Origin of the sequence: Cellulosilyticum sp. ST5 (assembly GCF_046529625.1) — a bacterium.
In the GTDB taxonomy this organism is placed as follows: Bacteria; Bacillota; Clostridia; order Lachnospirales; family Cellulosilyticaceae; genus Cellulosilyticum; species Cellulosilyticum lentocellum.
In genome coordinates, this window is sequence record NZ_CP132338.1 from 3,236,877 (window position 1) to 3,259,036 (window position 22,160).

The 22,160-nt window shown below is 35.5% G+C and carries 18 protein-coding genes and 1 riboswitch; of the genes, 2 read left to right on the plus strand and 16 right to left on the minus strand.

The features are described 5' to 3' along the window. Positions 1-108: 108 nt before the first annotated feature. From QTL86_RS15770 to QTL86_RS15815, 10 genes are all read right to left on the minus strand, one after another. Complete coding sequence (locus QTL86_RS15770) at positions 109-825, minus strand: response regulator (protein ID WP_127065447.1); 717 nt, start codon at positions 823-825, stop codon at positions 109-111. After that, positions 791-3,526: a sensor histidine kinase gene (locus QTL86_RS15775; RefSeq protein WP_127065446.1), complete on the minus strand. Its 2,736-nt coding sequence runs from the start codon at positions 3,524-3,526 to the stop codon at positions 791-793. The genes QTL86_RS15770 and QTL86_RS15775 overlap by 35 nt, the downstream gene beginning before the upstream one ends. A gap of 111 nt (positions 3,527-3,637) precedes the next feature. Further along, entirely contained in the window at positions 3,638-4,240 is a 603-nt protein-coding gene (gene kdpC, locus QTL86_RS15780; protein ID WP_410495374.1) for a potassium-transporting ATPase subunit KdpC, read from the minus strand. Between the two features lie 110 nt (positions 4,241-4,350). Continuing rightward, positions 4,351-6,420 carry a potassium-transporting ATPase subunit KdpB gene (gene kdpB, locus QTL86_RS15785; RefSeq protein WP_410495375.1) on the minus strand — a complete coding sequence of 690 codons (2,070 nt, stop codon included), beginning with the start codon at positions 6,418-6,420 and terminating at the stop codon, positions 4,351-4,353. 15 nt (positions 6,421-6,435) lie between these two features. Next, a complete protein-coding gene (gene kdpA / locus QTL86_RS15790) occupies positions 6,436-8,175 on the minus strand; it encodes a potassium-transporting ATPase subunit KdpA (RefSeq protein ID WP_410497315.1) in 1,740 nt (579 codons plus the stop codon). A gap of 334 nt (positions 8,176-8,509) precedes the next feature. Beyond that, complete coding sequence (locus QTL86_RS15795) at positions 8,510-9,664, minus strand: M20 family metallopeptidase (RefSeq protein ID WP_410495376.1); 1,155 nt, start codon at positions 9,662-9,664, stop codon at positions 8,510-8,512. 128 nt (positions 9,665-9,792) lie between these two features. Further along, positions 9,793-10,647: a MetQ/NlpA family ABC transporter substrate-binding protein gene (locus QTL86_RS15800; RefSeq protein ID WP_410495377.1), complete on the minus strand. Its 855-nt coding sequence runs from the start codon at positions 10,645-10,647 to the stop codon at positions 9,793-9,795. 34 nt (positions 10,648-10,681) lie between these two features. Further along, a complete protein-coding gene (locus QTL86_RS15805) occupies positions 10,682-11,353 on the minus strand; it encodes a methionine ABC transporter permease (protein ID WP_410495378.1) in 672 nt (223 codons plus the stop codon). Further along, positions 11,331-12,356: a methionine ABC transporter ATP-binding protein gene (locus tag QTL86_RS15810; protein WP_410495379.1), complete on the minus strand. Its 1,026-nt coding sequence runs from the start codon at positions 12,354-12,356 to the stop codon at positions 11,331-11,333. Before QTL86_RS15810 ends, QTL86_RS15805 begins: the two co-directional genes overlap by 23 nt. 19 nt (positions 12,357-12,375) lie before the next feature. Further along, the gene (locus QTL86_RS15815; protein WP_410495380.1) at positions 12,376-13,716 is read right to left on the minus strand and encodes a CapA family protein; all 1,341 of its coding nucleotides are present in this window, start codon (positions 13,714-13,716) and stop codon (positions 12,376-12,378) included. Positions 13,717-13,853: 137 nt separating this feature from the next. Next, a riboswitch (SAM riboswitch) is annotated at positions 13,854-13,979 on the minus strand. Positions 13,980-14,396: 417 nt separating this feature from the next. On the opposite strand from QTL86_RS15815, the gene QTL86_RS15820 reads away from it, so the two are divergent. Continuing rightward, on the plus strand, positions 14,397-14,843 hold the full coding sequence (locus QTL86_RS15820) for an Hsp20/alpha crystallin family protein (RefSeq protein WP_127065438.1): 447 nt from the start codon (positions 14,397-14,399) through the stop codon (positions 14,841-14,843). Positions 14,844-14,995: 152 nt separating this feature from the next. On the opposite strand, the gene QTL86_RS15825 is transcribed toward QTL86_RS15820, so the two are convergent. Further along, the gene (locus tag QTL86_RS15825) at positions 14,996-15,919 is read right to left on the minus strand and encodes a helix-turn-helix domain-containing protein (RefSeq protein WP_410495381.1); all 924 of its coding nucleotides are present in this window, start codon (positions 15,917-15,919) and stop codon (positions 14,996-14,998) included. Positions 15,920-16,185: 266 nt separating this feature from the next. On the opposite strand from QTL86_RS15825, the gene QTL86_RS15830 reads away from it, so the two are divergent. Beyond that, positions 16,186-17,772: a transposase gene (locus QTL86_RS15830; RefSeq protein WP_410495382.1), complete on the plus strand. Its 1,587-nt coding sequence runs from the start codon at positions 16,186-16,188 to the stop codon at positions 17,770-17,772. A gap of 217 nt (positions 17,773-17,989) precedes the next feature. Here QTL86_RS15830 and QTL86_RS15835 read toward each other — a convergent pair whose 3' ends face one another. The 5 genes from QTL86_RS15835 to QTL86_RS15855 all read right to left on the minus strand — a co-directional run bounded on the left by QTL86_RS15835 (position 17,990) and on the right by QTL86_RS15855 (position 22,159). Next, positions 17,990-19,177: a M20 metallopeptidase family protein gene (locus tag QTL86_RS15835; RefSeq protein ID WP_410495383.1), complete on the minus strand. Its 1,188-nt coding sequence runs from the start codon at positions 19,175-19,177 to the stop codon at positions 17,990-17,992. A 236-nt stretch (positions 19,178-19,413) separates the two neighbouring features. Then, positions 19,414-19,962 carry a dTDP-4-dehydrorhamnose 3,5-epimerase gene (gene rfbC / locus QTL86_RS15840; protein ID WP_410495384.1) on the minus strand — a complete coding sequence of 183 codons (549 nt, stop codon included), beginning with the start codon at positions 19,960-19,962 and terminating at the stop codon, positions 19,414-19,416. A 397-nt stretch (positions 19,963-20,359) separates the two neighbouring features. Beyond that, the gene (locus tag QTL86_RS15845) at positions 20,360-20,968 is read right to left on the minus strand and encodes an ABC transporter ATP-binding protein (RefSeq protein WP_410497316.1); all 609 of its coding nucleotides are present in this window, start codon (positions 20,966-20,968) and stop codon (positions 20,360-20,362) included. A gap of 1 nt (position 20,969) precedes the next feature. Next, entirely contained in the window at positions 20,970-21,140 is a 171-nt protein-coding gene (locus QTL86_RS15850; RefSeq protein WP_410495385.1) for an ATP-binding cassette domain-containing protein, read from the minus strand. Beyond that, the gene (locus QTL86_RS15855) at positions 21,137-22,159 is read right to left on the minus strand and encodes a FecCD family ABC transporter permease (RefSeq protein WP_410495386.1); all 1,023 of its coding nucleotides are present in this window, start codon (positions 22,157-22,159) and stop codon (positions 21,137-21,139) included. Before QTL86_RS15855 ends, QTL86_RS15850 begins: the two co-directional genes overlap by 4 nt. Position 22,160 lies beyond the last annotated feature (1 nt).

Sequence of the window (22,160 nt, forward strand, 5' to 3'; positions counted from 1 at the left end):
TATTCAAGGCCTACGCCTATTTATCTGATTTATTTATGGTATGGTTCACTATTATTAATTCTAAACTCTGACTATCAAATAAACATTCACACCTACTTCTCAGACATATTATTCATTTTCACCACTATCTGCTATTCGTATTAAACGGTAGCCCACACCGATATGTGTCTGTATATACTTAGGCTCCGATGGGTCTTTCTCTATTTTCTTTCTTAGAGTAGCCATAAAGACTCTTAAAGACTGTGTATCCCTATCAACTAGAACATTCACCCATATTTTATCCAGTATATAATTATGAGTAAGTACTTTCCCCACATTTTTAGCCAGTAAACAAAGTAAGCGGTACTCCATAGGCGTCAAGTGAACTTCTTCCTCGTCAACATATACTGTATTGGCACTATAATCTATTTTTAGTCCTCCATTAACGAAAACAGGCTCTTCTTTAGCGCTACTATTATCATAATTCATCTTTCTAAAGGCTACTCTTATTCTTGCTAGAAGCTCATCTATACTAAAAGGTTTAGTGAGGTAATCATCTGCGCCAGCATCTAATGCTTTAATTTTGTCTTTGTCTTCACTTCTTGCACTTACTACTATGATGGGATTATTACTCCAACTTCTTACCTTCGTAATGATTTCAACCCCATCCATATCTGGAAGACCTAAATCTAAGATAATAATGTCTGGTTGATATGAAACTGCTTCTAAAATAGCTTTTTGCCCTGTGTCTGCTACATGAAATCCATATCCTTGTGTTTCTAAGGTAGTTGTTATTAAATTACGAATAGCTTTATCGTCCTCCACTACCAAAATGCTCTTCTTCACTTTGATTCACTTCCTTACATTGTAATCTAAATCCAAAAATCGTTCCTTTAGGCGTATTATCTTTAATATAAATACTTCCTCCATGAGCTGCAACTATAGATTTGCATAAGGCTAGGCCTAAACCTAAGCCTCTTCTGCCATCACCTTCTTTATTGCCTGCTGTATAAAACATATCAAATATTCTTTTCTTATCTTCATCTGTAACGCCAATACCTGTATCGGCTACTTCTATAGCCACCTCATTTTTCTCACGTTTTGCAGAGACTATAATCGTAGAACCTTCTTCTGCATATTTAATAGCATTATCTAAGAAATTGACAATCACTTGAATAATAAGCCTTGCATCTACTTCCACCATTAAAATTTCCTCATCACATTGCATCTTAATAGAATGTGTACGCTTAATTCTCTTAGCATGTTGAATGGCTTCTGCTAGAAGCTCCTCTACTAACTCTAGTTGAAGTCTCAGCTGCATGGTGCCATTTTCTACTCGTGTAATAGATAATAAATTTTCTACTAGATTAATAAGCCAAATAGAATCCTCGTAAATGCTTTCACAGGCTTGGCGCTTGAAAGCCTCACTTAACTTTTCTTCTTGGCTTAGTAAAATGCTTGCATTGCCCGAAATACTCGTTAAAGGCGTTCTTAAATCATGCGATATAGAACGTAGTAGGTTAGCTCTTAACTTTTCTTGCTCTGCTTCAAACTCTACTTCTTTATTAAGTCTATCTAAACGATATTTTTCTATTGCAAAAGCCACTTCATTGAGCATAGCAACAAGTATATTATACTCAAAGGTTTCTATCTCTTCTCCATCACCTAATACAATTCCAACTACCGCGAAGACTTCTTTACCATTACCAATAGGTAAATATAATGCTTCCGCTCCTGGCAAAGTATTTGTAGATGTTCCTGCTGGCATACCATTTTTATAAGTCCACTCCGCTACAGCCCTTTCATCCTCATCTATATATTTTTGATAATCTATATTTATTTTTGCATCACAGGGAAACCACTTAGGTTCTCCTAACTGCTTATGATCCTCTACGTATAGGGTAAGAGGTTTATTGACCAGTTTAATAATTTGCTCTGCTGTTTTTTCTACGATGCTAGAAATATCTTTGGCTCTTTGTAATCGCCTACTTGTATCTAACAAAATTTGTGTACGATAAGCTTGGCTAGCTGCCTCCTTAGCTTGTCTTTTAACTCTAATAGCCATTGAACTACTCATAATGGCTGCTATGAGCATGATGAGAAAAGTCACAGGATATCCTGGATCATAAGACTCTAAACTAAACCTTGGATTGGTGAAAAAGAAGTTAAACGTAATGACTGAAACCACAGAGGCTACTACACTATAAGTACGCCCTTTGGTTACCATAGCACTTACTAATACTCCTAAAATAAATACCATAATAATATTGGATTCTCTCATCCCTATCTTTTCGAAAAGTATTCCTAACAAAATACAAGCCACTAAAACAAGTAATGTTTTTATCATATCCACATAGTTTAACTTTTCTTTTCCCATCATAAAGCTTTTCTTATACTTATTTTTATAAAAGCTAGGGGCATCTGGAATAATATAAACATCTATATAGGGAGCTAGATGAATAAGCTTATCTACTAAGCTATTTTTTCTTGTAAAAATAGACTTCTTAGTATTGGTTCTTCCTACCACGATTTTTGAAATACCACTTGCCTTAGCGTATTCTATAATATGCTTTGCAATATCTTCACCAAAGGTGGTTACAATATGCGCTCCGAATTCCTTTGCTAAAGTAATATTTTCTTTTAAACAGCGCTTAGCTTTATCATCCATTTCTTTTAAACTAGGTGTTTGTACAAGTAATGCTGTTAAAGGCGCTCTAAAGGCATTGGCCATTCTAGCCGCAGTTCTAATAACCTTGGCATTAGAAGGAGAAGCTGATAAACATACTAAAATATGTTCGCCAGTTATATATTGTATGCCGCTTTTTGCTTCTTTTATCAGTTCTACATCACGATTAACCCTATCAGCTGTACGTCTTAACGCAATCTCCCTTAAAGCAATCAAGTTCTCTTTTACAAAGAAGTGCTCCATGGCATGGCTCACTTTATTTTGCTGATAAATCTTTCCATCTTTTAAACGCTTAATGAGTTCCTCAGGCTCAATATCTACTAACTCTACTTGATCAGCTTTATTAAATACCTGATCAGGAATACGCTCCTTCACAATAACCCCTGTAATAGAAGCCACGATATCATTTAAACTTTCTATATGCTGAACATTAACAGTGGTATAAACATCTATGCCTGCTTTTAAAAGCTCTTCAATATCTGAATAACGTTTCTTATGACGACAACCTTCGGCATTGGTATGGGCTAGTTCATCCACCAAAACAAGTTTAGGATGCCTTATAAGTACAGCATCCAAATCTAATTCTTTAAGGGTTATTCCCCTATATTCAATTTCTAAAGGCTTAATCACTTCAAGTCCTTCTATAAGCGCTAGAGTCTCCGGCCTTGCATGTGGTTCTATATAACCTATGACTACTTCTTCCCCTGCCTTATTCATGGCATGAGCTGCATCCAACATAGCATAGGTCTTCCCCACTCCTGCTGCATACCCAAAGAAAATCTTTAACTTGCCTCTACCTGTTTCTTCCTGATGTAGATTAATCTGCTTTAATAACTTCTCTGGATTCGGTCTTTCTTCCATGACTTTATCTCCCTCTAATTCCTTTTTCTATTAATAAAAACGATGTCATACTTGGAAAAATACGGAGCGGAACTCCGTAAGTTAACCACTCCGTTCATCTTTAAGTTATGTTTATAAAATACCATCTAATGCTAGATTAACCTGTAATACATTAACGACATCTTCCCCTAGTACTCCTAAAAACTTATGAGTTGTGTATTTATTAATGATTTCTTCTACCTTTTCTTCTGATACGCCTCTCGCTTTGGCTACCCTATTTATCTGATACTGAGCTGCTGCTATAGAAATATGAGGGTCTAATCCACTACCTGATATCGTTACTAAATCTACTGGAACTGGTGTATCTCCTTGGTCTGGATGTGCTGCTTTTATCTTTTGTACTCTCTCACTTATAAGCGCCTCATAGGCTTTGCTTGCTGGGCTAAGATTAGAAGGTACTGCATACATTAGTGCTTTTCCATCCTTGCTAGTAAAAGTTCCTGTATCAACGCTCATTACTCTTCCCCACAAGTACTCATTCCCTGTAAACTGCTGGGCTAATAACACACTGCCATATTTTGTTCCATTTACTTCGATTATACTCCCGTTAGCTTGTTTGTTAAAGCACACTTGTGCCATTCCTGTCATTCCTAAGGAGTAAATACCTCCACACATCACTGTTAAGACTATAAAAAATGCTATTGCTTTTGGCAAAACACCTTTAAATATTTTCATATAAGTCCTCTCCTTTAATCTATTAAAAATGTAAGACACTCGGCTATACCATATCCACTATAAACAACAATGCAAACAATTATAAATAAAGTGATTACACTGGCCTTACCTTATACAATCCCAATGGCCACAATAATGATATCAATGAGTTTTACCGCTATGAATGGTGTAATAATACCCCCTAGTCCATAAATGAGTAAATTCCTAGATAGCAATTTCTTCGCTGGTACTTCTCTGTATTTAACACCTTTAAGTGCCAAAGGAATAAGCGCTACAATAATAAGAGCATTATAGATGATTGCTGAGAATATAGCACTTTCTGCGCTATGCAGTCCCATAATATTTAAAGCTGCAAGTCCTGGATAAAGTCCCATAAATAAAGCTGGTATAATAGCAAAATATTTCGCTATGTCGTTAGCAATGCTAAATGTGGTTAAGCTTCCACGAGTCATTAAAAGCTGTTTACCAATACGGACAATATCAATAAGCTTTGTAGGGGAAGAATCTAAATCTACCATGTTTCCCGCTTCCTTAGCAGCTTGTGTTCCTGTATTCATAGCCACTGCTACATCAGCTTGTGCCAGAGCTGGTGCATCATTGGTTCCATCCCCTGTCATAGCCACTAAGTGTCCTTCGCTTTGGAACTTTCTAATCATTGCCAGCTTAGCTTCTGGTGTAGCTTCAGCTAGGAAATCATCTACGCCGGCCTCAGCTGCAATGGCTGCTGCTGTTAATGGATTATCACCAGTAATCATAATGGTTTTAATCCCCATCTTACGAAGGTCTGCAAATCTTTCTTTAACACCCTTTTTAACAATGTCCTTTAAGTTAATAACGCCTAATACTTTCCCATTTTTAGCAACCACAAGAGGCGTTCCTCCAGCTTTTGCAATACGTTTAACCACTTCATCACAGGTATTTGTATAAGTACCGCCTAAGTGAAGCACATATGCTTTAATAGCATCTGCTGCGCCTTTACGAACTTCATTACATTCATAGTCAATACCGCTCATCCTTGTTTTGGCAGTAAAAGGAACAAAAATGCCCTTTAATTCATTCATATTACGTCCACGTATGCCAAACTTTTCTTTGGCGAGTACCACAATACTTCTTCCTTCTGGTGTTTCATCAGCTAATGAAGCAAGCTGAGCTGCATCTGCTAATTCTTCTACAGGCACACCATCTACTGGAATAAACTCACAAGCTTCTCTATTTCCAAGTGTAATAGTCCCTGTTTTATCTAGCATTAAGATATCTACATCACCTGCTGCTTCAATCGCTCTACCACTCATAGCTAAGACATTAGCCTCATTTAATCTACTCATACCTGCAATGCCAATAGCTGAAAGTAAGGCGCCAATAGTTGTAGGTGCAAGACATACAAGAAGAGCTACTAAAGCTGTTACTGAGGTAGGATTACTAATACCTGCTTGGTTAGCAGAAAACAAAGAATAAGAATATAAGGCAATCGTTACAAGTAAGAAAATAACCGTTAAAGCTACTAATAAAATCTGAAGTGCCATTTCATTGGGTGTTTTCTTTCTAGAAGCACCTTCTACCATGGCAATCATTTTATCTAGGAAGCTTTCACCCGCTTCACTTGTAACTTCAATTACTAACCAGTCTGATGTAACTGTAGTCCCACCTGTTACAGCGCTGCGATCACCACCACTTTCTCTAATAACTGGAGCAGATTCGCCTGTTATAGCACTTTCATCTACAGAAGCCACCCCTTCTACTACTTCACCATCTGCGGGAATTTGCTCTCCTGCTTTAACAATGACTAAGTCTCCTTTTTTAAGATTGGCAGATGAGATTTCTACCACTTGTGTTTTTTGTGAGATAGAAGGGATTTTATAAGCTTTGACTTCCTTCTTAGCTGCCCTAAGGGCATCTGCTTGTGCTTTCCCTCTACCTTCTGCAATGGCTTCTGCAAAGTTAGCAAATAATACAGTAAACCAAAGTACAGCTGTAATACCTAATATAAAACCTGGCTGTGCATCTCTTAAACCAAATAGTGCAACTACGAATAATGCTGTTGTTAATAGAGATGAAACATAAACCAGAAACATAACAGGATTTTCTAGCTGCTTTTTAGGATTCATCTTAATGAAGGAGTCTTTAATGGCTCTTCCTAGCATTTCTTTATCTGTAAAAGAACTTTTTGTCTTTTCTTTCATTTTATTCATCCTCCCTTAAACAATCATTTCGAAGAACTCTGCTATTGGTCCAAGTGCTAATGCTGGGAAGAAGCTTAATGCGCCAATAAGAAGTACAACGAAAATCAAAATACCAATAAACATGGCATCATGTGTAGGAAGTGTTCCTGCACTAGCTGCTACTTTTTTCTTAGTTACCATACTACCTGCAATAGCTAAGGTAGCAAGCATTGGTACAAATCTTGCAAATAACATAACAAGCCCAATAGTTACATTTAAGAAAGGGGTATTTGCCCCAAAGCCTGCAAAAGCTGAGCCATTATTACCTCCAGCAGATGAGTAAGCATAAAGTACTTCTGAAAAACCATGAGCACCGTTATTATTTAAGCTATCAGAGACAGATGGTACTAAAGTTGCAATACCACTTCCTACTAATATAGCAATAGGTGTTGCAAGGCACACAAGAACTGCCATTCTCATTTCATAAGGTTCTATCTTCTTACCTAAATACTCCGGTGTTCTACCCACCATTAAACCTGCTATAAACACAGCTAAAATAATGAACCCAATCATCCCATATAAACCACAACCGACTCCTCCAAAAATAACCTCTCCAAGCTGCATTTGAAGCATCGTAATCATACCACCTATTGGTGTATAGCTATCATGCATTGAGTTAACAGAACCATTAGAAGCGGCTGTTGTAAAGGAAGCCCAAGTCGCTGAACTTGCTATACCAAAACGACTTTCCTTACCTTCCATATTCCCCCCAGCTTGATTAGTGCTAGATAAATCTACCGCACCACTTTGTGCCAGCTGAGGTGTTGCTTGTTGTTCACTAAAACCTATAATGCCAAGACCTACAACTAACAGGATAAACATCGCTATAAAGATGGCCTTGCCCTGCTTTTTATCTTTGATATTCCTTCCAAACGTAAAGCAAAGTGCTACTGGAATCAATAAGAGAGAAATCATTTCTATAAGATTAGATAATGCTGTTGGATTTTCTAATGGATGTGCGGAGTTAACACCGAAGAAGCCACCACCATTTGTTCCAAGTTGTTTAATCGCTATTTGACTTGCTGCTGGCCCCATGGGTATTACTTGCTCTGTAACAACTGTTCCATCCTGTAAGGTAATGGGTTCTACTAAGCTTACTGTTTCATAAGGTTCAAAGCTTTGAACAACCCCTTGTGATACAAGTGCAATAGTTACTACCATTCCTAATGGCATTAAGATATAAAGAATCGTTCTTGTCATATCTACCCAAAAGCTACCAATGCCTTTCTTTTCTACTCTTCTAAGACCTCTAATAAGTGCAAATAGAACAGCAATACCAGTTGCTGCTGAAACGAAATTTTGAACTGTCAGTCCCATCATTTGTGAAAAATAACTTAAAGCACTTTCTCCCGAATAAGCTTGCCAGTTAGTATTAGTCACGAAACTTGCTGCGGTGTTAAAAGCTAAGTGCCATGAATGACCTGGGATTCCCTCTGGATTTAAGGGAAGCATTTTTTGAAGTAACAAGCAAAAGAATAATACGATTAAACCTACTAGATTAAAAGCTATAGCACTTAAGGCATATTTTTTTGAGTGCATTTCTTCCTTTTCATTAATTTTTAATAGTTTATAAATACCTCTTTCACAAGGTAACAGTATTTTTGAAAGCCATACCTTCTCTCCATCCATTACCTTGCCTATATATTTCCCTAAAGGTATCCCTAGGGCCACTAGAATTGCTAAGTAAATGATATATTGCAATGCTGTAGACATTATCGTTCATCCCCTTTAAAAAATATCGTTGTTAAATAAATAAGGAACATTACCCCTACAAGACCAATTAAACTTGTAACAACTTGCATCACTGTCACTCCCTCCTTAATTCCCTTTTAATCTAACACACAGAAAATGAGTATAGTATTAGGGTTATATAGATAAACATAAAGATTGCATAAAGATGAATCGTTTTTTCCAAAACTAGATTCAAACTTTATGCAATCTTTATATGGTCTTTATTCATTTATTTTTTCCTTAATACTAAACTTATTATTATGGAACAAGGCTTTTCATTATATTCTTTTAAGGAAATGTAATCAGTAGCTTATATCACTTATGATTTTATATACTTTACTAGTTCAGGATCCGCTAGTAATTTAAGCCCTGTATAAGCAAGCAGCTGTGTGCCTTCCTCTATTTTACCAATGCCTTCTTCGCTGCCACACACCTGCAAGAAGACTTCTGAATGAAGTGGTGCTTCCTCATCAGTAATTTTAAAAATGGGATGTAGAAGCGGGATAACCTGTGACACATTCCCTGCATCAGTTGAAGGAAAGGTTCGGTCATCTGTCCACTCTATTCCTAACTCCTCTAAAGTTTCCTTATAAACTAAGTCTAGCTTTTCATTAGGAATAATGTTATCTACCTTATTTTGAAAGAGCCCCATTTTATAGGTGCACCCTGTTGCCAGTGCCGCTCCTTCTGCTATTTTCTCTACTTTTTTATAAACTTCATTTACTTTTTGTCTTGTTGCTCCTCTTAAATAAAACCTCCCTCTCGTATAATCAGGAACCGTATTAGGTGCTGTCCCTCCATCTAAAATAATGCCATGTATCTTCACATCAGAGGTTAAATGCTGCCTTAGGGCATTAATGCCATTATAGGTGAGGATGAGTGCATCAAGGGCATTAATTCCTTGTTCAGGTGCAGCCCCTGCATGAGCAGCTTTTCCAAAGAATTCAATATCAACTGGATCAAGTGCCAGTGATTTTGGTGTTAGTGTATTAACTCTTCCTGGATGTAATTCTAAAGCAATATCCACATCTTTAAAATAACCCTTTACCACAAAGCTTTCTTTGGCACTACCATTTTCTCCACCTTCTTCCCCAGGTGTACCGTAAACCCTTATCTCTCCGCCTAATTCCTCTAACTGCTTACTAAGGGCAATGGCGCTAAATGTACTTATTGTACCAATAAGATTGTGCCCGCAGCCATGTCCAAGACCTGCTAAAGCATCATATTCAGCTAAAAATGCTAACGTTGGTCCCGCTTTCTCAGATTTTTTAACAGCCGTAAAACCTGTAGGATGTCCAGCTACATCTCTAGTTACTACAAAACCATGTTCTTCTAATTTCTCAGACAAAATGCCACTGGCAAAATACTCATGGTTAGATGTTTCTGGGCGAGCAAATATTTCTTTTGCAATAGTCTTATACTCTTCTTGATGCTCATTAATATATTGAAATAAACTATCCTTTTTACTCTTCATGTCTTATCTCCTTCTATTAAAATACAGGGCTGTTACAAAATGAATGCTTCCTTTCATTCTATTTTGTAGCAGCCCTATTTATCATCATTTCTACTTATCTCTTATTCAAACTCATCACTATTGATATTCTACCATACTGGGATATAAGCGCCACTATAAATTTCTTCAATTGCCTTCTTAGTTTCATCTGTATGGTAGACTTCCATTATCTTCTTAAATACTTCTTTGTCTTTATCCTCTGTTCTTACTGCAATGACATTAAAATATTGCTGTGCATTTTCTTGCTCTGGATCTTCTCTATAAATGTAATCATAGATGCCTGCATCTGTCGCTGCACCACCATTAATAGCTGCAAAGTCTACATCTGCCAAAGAACGTGGGATTTGTACAGATTCCATTGAAACAAATTCAAGCTTCTTTGGATTCTCTGCAATATTCTTTGTCGTTGGTGTCACTTTGTCTGTCCCATCTAAAGTAATAAGCCCTGCTGACTCTAAAAGAAGTAATGCTCTTCCGCCATTAGTAGCATCATTTGGAATAGCCACAGTTGCCCCATCTTTAACTTCATCTAAGCTTTTGATTTTGTTTGAATATAAGCCAAGAGGTGCAATAAATGTATAGCCGATTGAAGATAAGTCTAAGCTATGTTCTTTGATGAAATTTTCAAAATAAAGTTCATGTTGGAAAGCATTAAGGTCAATTTCACCGTCTGCTAAAGCAAGATTAGGTTTAATATAATCAGAAAAGCTCACTGGTTCAAGTTCAATATTGTACTCTGCCAGCCTTTCATTGATATTATCCCACAAGCGAAAATCTGTACCATTTACCCCAATCTTAAGAACTGTTTTTTCCCCACTATCTGTTTTTTCTGTCTGAGTAGTATTACTTGCCTCATTGCTTGTTGGTTTTCCTGTCCCACATGCTGAAACTCCTAATGCTAATACACCTGTTAATATAATAGATAATAATTTCTTTTTATTCATTGTCATCTCTCCCTATCCTTTTTATAATTTATTATTAATGAGCCAATTTTTTATAGATGAAATCTCCCACTCCCTGAATCAAATAAACTAGGAGTAAAATAATAATAATGGTAACGATCATAATGTCTGTCTTAAAGTACTGATAACCATATCTAATAGCAAAATCGCCAAGTCCGCCTCCACCAACAGTTCCAGTGATAGCTGAATAACCAATTAAGCTAATAAGTGAAACAGTAATGGCTAAGATAATATCTTTTCTACCTTCTACTAAAATTACTTTCGTAATAATCTTCCATGTTGAAAATCCCATAGCCTCATAAGCTTCAATAATACCTCTATCCACCTTAAGAAGTGCCATTTCTACTTGTCTTGCTATAAAAGGAAAGCTGGCAACTACCAGTGGCACAATAGCACCTTTAACACCAATGGTTGTTCCTACAATCATTCTAGTAAGTCCTGGGATAGCTGCTATAAGTACAACAAACGGTATAGACCTTAGTGTATTTACAATCTTAGAAACAATGGAATAAACTAATTTGTTGTCACAAATATGGTCCTTTGAAAAAACAAGTAGCATGACCCCTACTGGAATGCCTATGAGTGAAGCAAATAGACCTGATACAGAAATCATGATCATTGTTTCATTAAAAGCCTTTCCTAGCTCTGCTGAGTATTCAATTACATTAGGCATTAATTGCTGTAGCATGTTTAATCACCTCCACTTTTGTATTCAATGTTCTATAGTAATCAAGCGCTTTTTGTATCTGCCAATCATCACCTCTAAGCTCAACTATAAGGCTCCCTACAATGCCTGTATAAAGATGCTCAATATTCCCAAATAAGATATTAACTTGAATATCAAAGTCTCGTTCTAACTTTGAAAGTATAGGTTCATGAGCTACTTCACCATAAAAGTTAAATTTGCATACCATACCTGTAAACTGCGCTAAATCTTCTTCGTTAATGATGGTCCCTGAAGAATGGGCAACAAAGTCTTTTGCTACCTGACTTTGAGGACTAGTAAAAACTTCTACAATATCTCCACTTTCAATCACTTCGCCCTTCTCCATAATGGCAATGCGGTTACAAATGCTTTTTACTACTTCCATCTGATGCGTAATGATTACAATGGTAATATTCAGCTTATATCTAATTTCCTTTAGAAGCTGAAGAATAGATTTAGTTGTGGTAGGGTCTAGAGCAGAAGTAGCTTCGTCACATAGCAGGATCTTTGGATCACTGCTTAGTGCCCTTGCAATAGCTACTCTTTGCTTTTGCCCACCACTCAGCTGATTAGGATAAGCATATTTTTTATCTGTTAGATCTACTAACTCTAGTAAGTTGTTGACCTTTTCTTCAATTTCTTTTTTATTCCACTTTAAATTTTTAAGAGGCGCTGCAATATTGTCATAAACATTAATACTGTTCATTAAATTAAAGCCTTGAAAAATCATCCCGATATTACTACGCACTCTAGACAATTCTTTTTTATTCATTTGAGTAAGTATGGTACCGTCTACCTCTACTTCTCCTTCATCAGGCCTCTCCAGTAAATTAATGATGCGAATGAGCGTACTTTTTCCTGCCCCACTATAGCCAATTACTCCGAAAATATCGCCTTGTTCTATCTCTAAATTAATATCCTTTAATGCTTCAACCTTTGCACCCTTTGTATGAAAGGTCTTATGTATATGACTTAATTTAATCATATTTTTTCCTCCCCTCTTCCTAGTTTTTTTCTAGAATACCTGCATTGTCCTCTGGCATTAACCTTAAAAATAGTCTTTTTAAATGAGCAATTTCTTTGAGCTGTTTCTTTGTAAACACATAAGGAAGCTGCCCTTTTTCTATTTTGTTTATCAATTTAATGAAATCTAATAATTTAATTTCCTTATATTTTCCCTTTTCATATTGCTTAAAGATATAATAAGGAAATACCTTTAAATCGCTTATAACCGTTACTTCTTTTTCCTTATGGATTCCTTTAGTCAATTCAATCTTTATTAGAATCCCAAGTAAAGCATTCAACGTATTAAAATCTCCTACCAGGTTGCCTAACGAATAAGCAATCAGTCCTGTTTTCCTAACTTCTTGTATTGGATCTATGAAGCTATACTTTTCAATAGGCTGCACGACATGAGCATGATTGCCTATAATAATATCTACGCCGCATTCCTCTAATACCCGGTGTCCCATATCGATGATGTTTTGAATAGGGTAGGATTCAAATTCTAAGCTCCAATGGAGACAGGCAACTACAATGTCAGCATTCTTTTCCCTAGCAATTTGTACATGTTCCTTCACTAAATCTAGCTTTTCTCCCGGGTTATTCAGCTTGACATAGTTTACTAAATATGACTTTCCCGCTGGCACTTGATCACCGTTCAAGGTAAAGGTATAAGCTAAGTATGCTACCCTTACTCCATGCTTTTCTATGATGGGAATGTCTCTTTGTTCCTCTATACTTCTAGCTGTCCCAACCTGTTTACAGCCTTTTTTATCAATCAATTCTAAGGTTTCAATAAGCCCTGATTCTCCTTGATTTAAACAGTGATTATTAGCTGTAGAGAAAAAATTAATCCCTCTTCCACCATGTAAATATCTTTCAAACATACCTAGTGTTCCATTAAGCTCTGGCGTACTATTAACACTTCTTGGTGCATTCTGTACTGGTTTAGAAGAAGCTATAGGCGTTTCCAAATTAGCGTAAATGCTGTCTACTCCATCAAAGTAAAAATCTTCTACCTCATCCCAGAAATGCTCGGTTGTCTCTGGTGTTAACTGGTCTCCTGAAAGTAAGTCTCCACCCGCTGTTAAAGTAAATTTCCCTGTTATCTCAAATGCCTCTGGTAATGAAAATGTAAGGTCTTGCTTTTTAAAATAATCCTCAATTTGACTACCTTTCTCTGCTCTTTCAATCTGCTTTATGTAATACTTATATTTCCACCAATCAAACTCCCCTGGCTGCAAATTACTAAAGTCCCCCTGCACATTTTGGGAATATCTATAAGTATCGCCTTTGATTACTCCTAATAAGCGATATTTTAATTTTTCAGCTGCTAGCGACATTTACTCCACCTCCCTGTTGTTTTAGAAACTCCTTCATCTGTAGAAGATAGTTCTAACTTATATATGTTTTACTATATAAAATACAAAAGCTACTTTCTTATTGATAAGAAAGTAGCTCAAATAAAGCAGAACTCACCTTCTTATCTTCTCAAACTCAAAGTTTTAATTACTCTACGTTTGTAGGAATTAGCACCGTGTACACTTATGGAATGTCCGGTTGCTGGGCATCATAGGGCCTATCCCTCAGCCTCTCTCGATAAGAAACAGTTTTTTATTTCTGTGTTTTTATTTCTTAGTGTTTTAATATGTTTTGTAGTATATATTCTTCGTCGAATATTGTCAATAAAATTGCTTATATTTAAAATATAGTTTTTTCCTATAGCTAGATATTGATTTTTCAAGCTTTTGAACCTCATGTATTGGTTTTACTTGGTTTTTACAACTATGAATTTCCACATTTTTAATTCCTAGTATTTTAGTAATAGATTGTTTCTGACACTATAAGTTACTTTTTGAATGAAGGTTTGAAAGCATATTTTATAAATACAAAATTTTTATAAAAATATTAAAAAAATACTTGACAATGACATTTAAGAAGCCTATATTATAAGTGTAATTAGCACTCGACCAATGAGAGTGCTAACAAAACTATAAAAAGGTTTCTTAAAGGAGGAGTTTATATGTTTGGATTAACACCATTCAATCGTCAAGCAGTTCAAAGGAGCAACAACGGATTTGTAGACTTTTATCATGTAATGGATGACTTTTTTAACAATGATCTTCTCAACTTAAGGGATTTTAAGTATGACACCTTTAAGGTAGATATTAAAGAAGATGCTAATGGCTATGCTATTGAAGCAGAGATGCCAGGCGTAAAAAAAGAAGACATTGCCATCGACTATCAGAACGATCAACTGATTATAGCCGTACAACGAAAAGAAGAAATGAATGATGAAAAAGATCAATATATCCATCGAGAACGTCGCATTGCTTCTATGCAGCGTGCGATTAGCTTAAAAGATGTTAAAGTAGAAGGCATTACAGCTAAACTAGAAGAGGGTATATTAAAGATAAATATTCCAAAAGAAGAAGTACCCAAAGCAAAACGATTAATTGAAATCCAATAAAAGTTAAGACTTAGAGGACTACTGCACCAAATTGCAGCAGTCTATTTTTATTGTATAGGAAAGCAGGACTTTCCTATACAATAAAAATAGAGAGCTAGATAGCTCTCTATCACAATATTTCTTAATTTACTCACTCAAAAAAAGTGAAAAATCTATTTCTTTTTTATAGGAAGCCAAAACTTAAATTCTACTGGTACCTTCGAGGGATTGTCAGCTAAAAACCATTCCTTCGAAAAAAGATGTTCTTCTAAATAATTTCGACCGTCAAAATCCACATCATAGCCGCCCATATCCAACATACACTCATATATAGTCTGTGATGATTTTTTCATGGATAAACCTATATCTAAAGTTCCATCTTCATTAAATTCATTCAACACCACATCACCCACAAGAAATAGGCCTTTAGGTGCATCACTCACCTTTGCGCCTAGCAAAGTTGTATTGAGTCCTTCTTCCCCATGCAAAACCATTTGAGCATTATATTCATGAAAATCATTTTCTTCCCCTGTTGGGTGATGTCCATTAGGTGCAAAACCTATATATCTTCTAGCTTCATAGTCATTCAGATTTTTTACAGCCCACTCTCGTAATTGATTCCATGCCAAAGTTTCAGGTCTGTCACAATTGACTTGAAAGGAAACTACTTTCATATGATTTAATTCTTCAATACGAACTAATGATTTTGAACCAGTCATGATACTACCTCCGTCAAACTTGATTTGGAAAGTGATTGGCTGATATTTTTTGGCTATTCCCAGCTTTCGGACAATCGTTGGCGGCATACCATGAAAAGCTTGAAAAGCTCTCGTAAATGCCTCTGGAGATTCATATCCGTACTTATTAGCTAAATCCACTACCTTTATATCAGTATTTTTAATATCCTCACCTGCAAGAGACATTTTTCTAAACCGCACATAATCTCCTATTGTTAAATCTGTCATGAATGTAAACATTCTTTGAAATCGCGTCAAAGAGCAACAGGCAACACGGGCAACTTCGCAATAATCAATTTTACCTGTTATATTTGACTCTATGTAATCCAAAGCATCATTCATCTTACTTAACCATTCCATCACCAATTTCACCTCTAACAGTAGTATAACTCAAGTTTTCAAAAAGTACCTTGCAAAAAAAATCAGTTGATGCAAGACTCCTGCCTTCTATAATAAGACTATTATCATTATAGCATATAAGGATTTTGTTCTTCGCATATTTAACTCCATTTTTATAGGGCTTTTAATGTCTTATTATAATAAAAAAGGGGATGTAAAAAAACTCCCCTAACGAAAAAATCGCTGAGGTCGTAAGACTTCAGCGATTTTTTTGGTATAATTTATTTATGCTACTAAACAAAAATACCAATGATAATTTTACACCAAGACAGCTAAAATTACCATTGGATATCGAAAAAATAATTGATATTTCAGATCCAGTATATACTTTATGCGAAGTAATGGATCACATTGACCTAACACGATATTTTGTAGAGAAGGACTGCAAAATAGGTCGTCCAAGATGTGATTCAGATAAAATGCTTAAGATTATACTTTTCACTTTTATGGAGCATGGCATTAGTTCTTTAAGAAATATTGAAAAACTCTGCCGTACAGACATCAGATATATGTATCTTCTTGACGGAATGAAAGCTCCATCTTTTGCTACTTTCGGCAACTTTATTCGTAATGAATTAACGACTTCAATTGAACAAATCTTCATTGATATCAATTCTTATATTTTTGATCAAGAGCATGTGGATTTACATCACACTTACATCGATGGAACAAAGATCGAAGCTAATGCTAATCGCTATACCTGGGTATGGAAGAAATCTTGCATCAAAAATAGAAACAAAGTGTTCGAAAAGATCTCATTACTCATCGATACAATGAATTCAGAGATTCTTAGTTTTCTTAATGTGAAGTTAGAAAAAAGAGATGAATATGCGATTGATTACGTTGAGGCATTGCTTGAAAGTTATCAGAAGGCAATAAATCTAGAGGTTTCAAAATTTGTTTCCGGAGCTGGGCATAAGAAAAGTATCCATCAAAAACAGTATCAGGAAATGCAGGGGTATCTAGAACGCCTCAAGAAATATGCAAAGCACATCGAAGTATGTGGAGAGCGAAGAAATAGTTATTCAAAAACTGATTACGATGCAACTTTTATGAGAATCAAACGTGATTATATGGGAAATGACCAACTCCTTCCTGCTTACAATATGCAGGCTGCCATATGTGATGAATATATAGCTGTAATAGACGCAAAACCTTATGCTTCAGACATGGAATGTTTTCAACCCTTAATGGAAAAGTTTAATGCTACTTATGGTCATTATCCAACGTATCCTGTTGCTGACGCAGGATATGGTTCTTATAACAATTATCTTTATTGTGAGGAACATGGCATGGAAAAATATATGAAATTTACTATGTTTGAGAGGGAAACTAAGAATCAAAAATATCATTATGATCCATATCGTGCAGTAAATTTCAAAAGAGATGAACACGGAAACCTGATCTGTCCTAATAATAAAAAGTTTATATATAAATGTGATAGGCATATATATAAAAATCAATATGGTAGAACAGAAGAAATATATGAATGTGAAGACTGTGCAGGATGTCTATATCGTAGTGAATGTTGCAAAAGAGCACATGGAAATAGAACAATACGCCTTAATCGAGAATTAACAGAAATACATAAGGAAGTAATAAATAATCTAGAATCAATTCATGGTGCCTTATTGTGTATGAACAGAAGTATTCAATCAGAGGGGACATTTGGGATAATTAAGTGGGATAGATCTTATAAAAGATTATTTCGGCGAGGTGAAAAAGCTGTCATTTTAGAATTCACGTTAATTTCTTGTGGATACAACCTCTATAAGTATCATAACAAGAAACATCGGACATCCATAGCTGCATAAAAAACGGATATAATATCATCATTTAAAGCCTATAAAACCATAGGCTTAATAAGTGACTTCTAATTTTGTGATAATGACAATAAATCTATAAAAAAACAAGGAGCAGGTCGCTACAGGCGACCTGCTCCTTGTTTCGAGGCTGTTTTTTTACAGCCCCTTCTTTTTAAATATAGCAAAAAGACTTTCTTCTGCTTTGTCTAATGTTGATTTCTATTCACTACTTATTATTTTTTAGCCACATGATGGCACTATAGGCATGGATGGCAGCTCCTGTAGGTAATATTTCTTCATTAAATACAACCCTTGCACTATGCATAGGTTCACCAAATAAATCATTTTCAGCTTTTGAACCGGCACCTAGCATCATATAAACACTTGGTACTTCATATGAATAAGAAGCAAAATCTTCTGATCCCATACCACCTGACTCAAATAATACTACTGACTTTTCACCTACTAAGTCCTTTACATAGTCTGTTATTTCATGTGCTAAGTTATTATTATTAGCTAGTGGTGGTACAGAAGATAGTTCTATTAATTCTGCTTCGCCTCTAAACATCTTAGCTGTAGAAGTTACTATTTCATTCATTCTGTTAAATATAAATTCGCCTATTTCTTTATCTAAACTTCTAATAGTACCCTCCATAATAACCTGGCCAGGTATGATGTTTGCTGCGTCCCCTCCAACAAACTTTCCTATAGTAACAACCGCTGATTGAGTAGCTGATACTTCTCTAGCTATAATTTCTTGTAAAGATAGATAGATATGAGCAGCTATATTGATAGGATCCACGCCTAGCTCAGGCATTGCCCCATGACAACCAGCTCCTTTTACAACAATTCTAAATCTATTACATCCTGCTATACTTGTTCCTAAGCCACATAATATGACATTTGAAGGTGTGCCCGAGTGAATGTGCATCGCCATGGCTACATCTACCTTTGGATTTTCAAGGACGCCTGCCGCTATCATTTTCTTAGCTCCAGTAAAGCCTTCTTCATCTGGTTGAAATACTAATTTTACAGTTCCTTCTATTTGCTCTTGATTCTCTCTAAGTAATTTGGCAGCACCTAAGAGCATAGCCGTATGCATATCATGCCCACAAGCATGCATATAACCATTAGTTGACTTAAAGTCACATTCTGTCTCTTCAGTTACTGGTAGTGCATCCATATCTGCCCTTAACAAAAAAGTCTTTCCTGGTTTATTCCCCTTAATTGTGGCCACTATACCACTTTCACATATCTCTTCCGGTTCATATCCCATAGCTCTTAATTGCTCTATTACAAAAGCTTTTGTCTTTGGCAACTTTTCGCCTATTTCAGGATAACTATGAATGGTTCTTCTATAGTTTACTATTTCATCTTTTAATAATTTAGCTTGTTCAATAAACTTATTCATCATTCTTTCTCGTCCTTTTACTCAGATAAATTTATTATTTAATTTAGTGTCTCCCCACTCTCATAAACTATTCAGCCTTTTATAACGCTTTCTTTTCATAATCCAATAGTCATAAAATAAACATCTCACTTTAAGAATGCTTAGTAGTTGGTAGCCACTGAGTATTTCTTTATACACTTATAATATAACAAGATTTAAATAAAAATAGCCCCTAAACTTAAAAAACTACTTTTTAATATCTATAAATTACAATCACTATCCCTTAGCTTAGGTGCATCTATATCATGTTGCGCTAATATTGGGTTTTTCACAGGATATTGAATAGCTATTTGTGAATCATTCCATGCAATCTGTCTACTATACTTGTTATCAAAATATTCATCTATACGCATTACCACCTTTGTATTATCTTCTAAAGAAATAAAAGCATGCCCAAATCCTTTTGGTATAAGTATCTGCCTTCTATTTTCCTTACTTAATTCAACTGATATCCATTTTAAATATTGGGGTGAGTCTTTTCGTAAATCAATAGCATAATCTATCCCCCTACCCTCTATGCAATAGAGCAGTTTAGTCTGTGCTACAGGGTTATTCTGAAAATGAATGCCATATAAAGTTCCAGACTTTATAGGACAATAAACATTCTCTTCAATAAAATGAACATCTATTCCGTTTTCTAATAATTCCTTCTCGGAGTAGTTCGAGAATTTCAATCCTCTATTATCTTCCTTACAAGCATACTCTAGAATTTTTACTTCCTTTAACTCTGTTTCTATCACTTGTAACACCTTGTCATCTCCCCTTAAAAATATATCTTTTAATGTAAAAATCATATATCATTATACATCAAAACTACTCTATTTTCAGTCTAGCCTATCACTTACTTATGATACGGTTCACTTCATCTAGAAAAAGGGCGGAGTTTTCATAACATAACAGCCTTATAAATATTACAAGGCTGTCCTAAGTAGTTATTTTTTCTTTTACATATAAAATCTTTATCCCTCTCATAGGATTTCTTTATCCTTACCCCCTTAGGTCCTTAAATATAGTTTTATTACCTGCATTATCTTCCATACATGGACAATTACAACACCCAGCCAACAATCAACTACTTCGCTGAACGCACTAATCCCCAAAGAGTGTCAAGTAATAGAGGCACTCTTTGGGGACAATCTTTATAAACTATCTTGCAAAACTAATTGGGACAACATAGGTATGTTGCTCATCCTCAATATGAATAGATTCTATTGCTACTTTTACATCAAATGCTTTTTTCATATTGATTTCATTAATAACTTTTTTACTATCTCCCCAGAACCATTCTTTATTCTTAGATAAAATTAAAGATTTGTGTGCTACACGTAAAGCATGAGCTGGATAGTGTGTATTAATAATACAAGAGATTTGATGCTTCTTGGCTAACTTTTCAATTGTATCTAAGATAATTAATTGATTTTTAAAATCAAGATTGGATTCTGGTTCGTCCATAATTAACATTCTAGGCTTGGAAGCTAATGCTCTTGCAATAAGGACCATTTGGAGTTGTCCACCACTCATTTGATGACAATTTTTATTAGCCAAATGTGTGATACCCACCATTTCCATAGCCTCATCTGCTATTTCAATATCTTCCTTACTAGGTTGAGAAAAGATTCCCAAATGAGCAGAACGCCCTAATAAAACCATTTCTCTAGCAGTATAGGTAAAGGTAACATTTTTAGCTTGTGCTACATATCCAATATTCGTCCAAACTTCCTTTTCAGAAAGTTGTTTTATAGACTTTCCATCGATTCTACTTTCTCCATGGTTTAAGGCCCATCATGCATTTAAGTAATGTAGTTTTTCCAATGCCATTAGGTCCTAAAATAGCTAATGTCTCACCATCACCAATTGTAAAATTAAGATTTTCAAAAAAGATTTCCTCTCCGAATCCATATGCGCCATCTTTTACCTCAAAGATCATGCCCAGCCACCTCCTGTTTTTCTAAGTAGATAACCGAAGAACGGTGCACCAATAAGTGCTGTTAAAATAGAAAGTGGAATTTCTGCTGTACTTGCACTCCTTGCCACCGTATCAATAATAACCATATAAGATGCACCTAAACTAATACTTACAGGAATCACTCTTTGATTATTTGTACCAACTAACATCCTTGTAATATGTGGAATCAAGAGTCCAATCCAACCAATTTGCCCACACATAGATACGGCAGATGCTGTAATAGCTGTAGATGCTAAAATCACAAGCCATCTCATATGTTGTAAGTTATACCCCATTGTACGTGCTTCATCTTCACTAAGTGCAAGGATATTCAGTCTCCAACGTAATAAATAAAGTATTGCAGAACCAATAATAATTAATGGTGCCCCACCTAAAAGCGTATTATAAGATACACTTGCCATACTTCCCATTAAACAATAAGTAATGGCTGGTAGCTTTGTTTCTGGATCTGCTACATATTTAATCAGTGATATTAAAGCCTGGAAGAATGCTGAAGTAACCATTCCCCCAAGTACTACCATTAAAATAGTTGATTTCCCTTTTATTTTACTAATTGAATAAGTTAGTGCTACTGCCGCAATGCCAAAGACAACTGATAGAGCTTGTACCATTACAATGTTTTCAAATAACAAAATACCTAGTGCTGCCCCAAAAGAAGCCCCAGCAGCTACACCTAATGTGTCAGGTGTAGCTAATGGATTACTAAATAAACCTTGAAAAGCAGCTCCAGATACAGCAAGTCCCATTCCTACCAGAAGCGCTAATAAAATCCTAGGCAAACGTACATTCCAAACAACTGATAAGTGAATATCTGGAATCTCTTGATTCATACCAAAAATTTGTTGCAATAATACATCCATAACTTCTTTTGGACTAATCATATATCGTCCTAAACATAAAGCCAAAAATCCAATTACGATGGGTAAAAGCACTAATAATACGATCTTGAACTTAGAATGTAATTTTAGTTTTTCTACCATT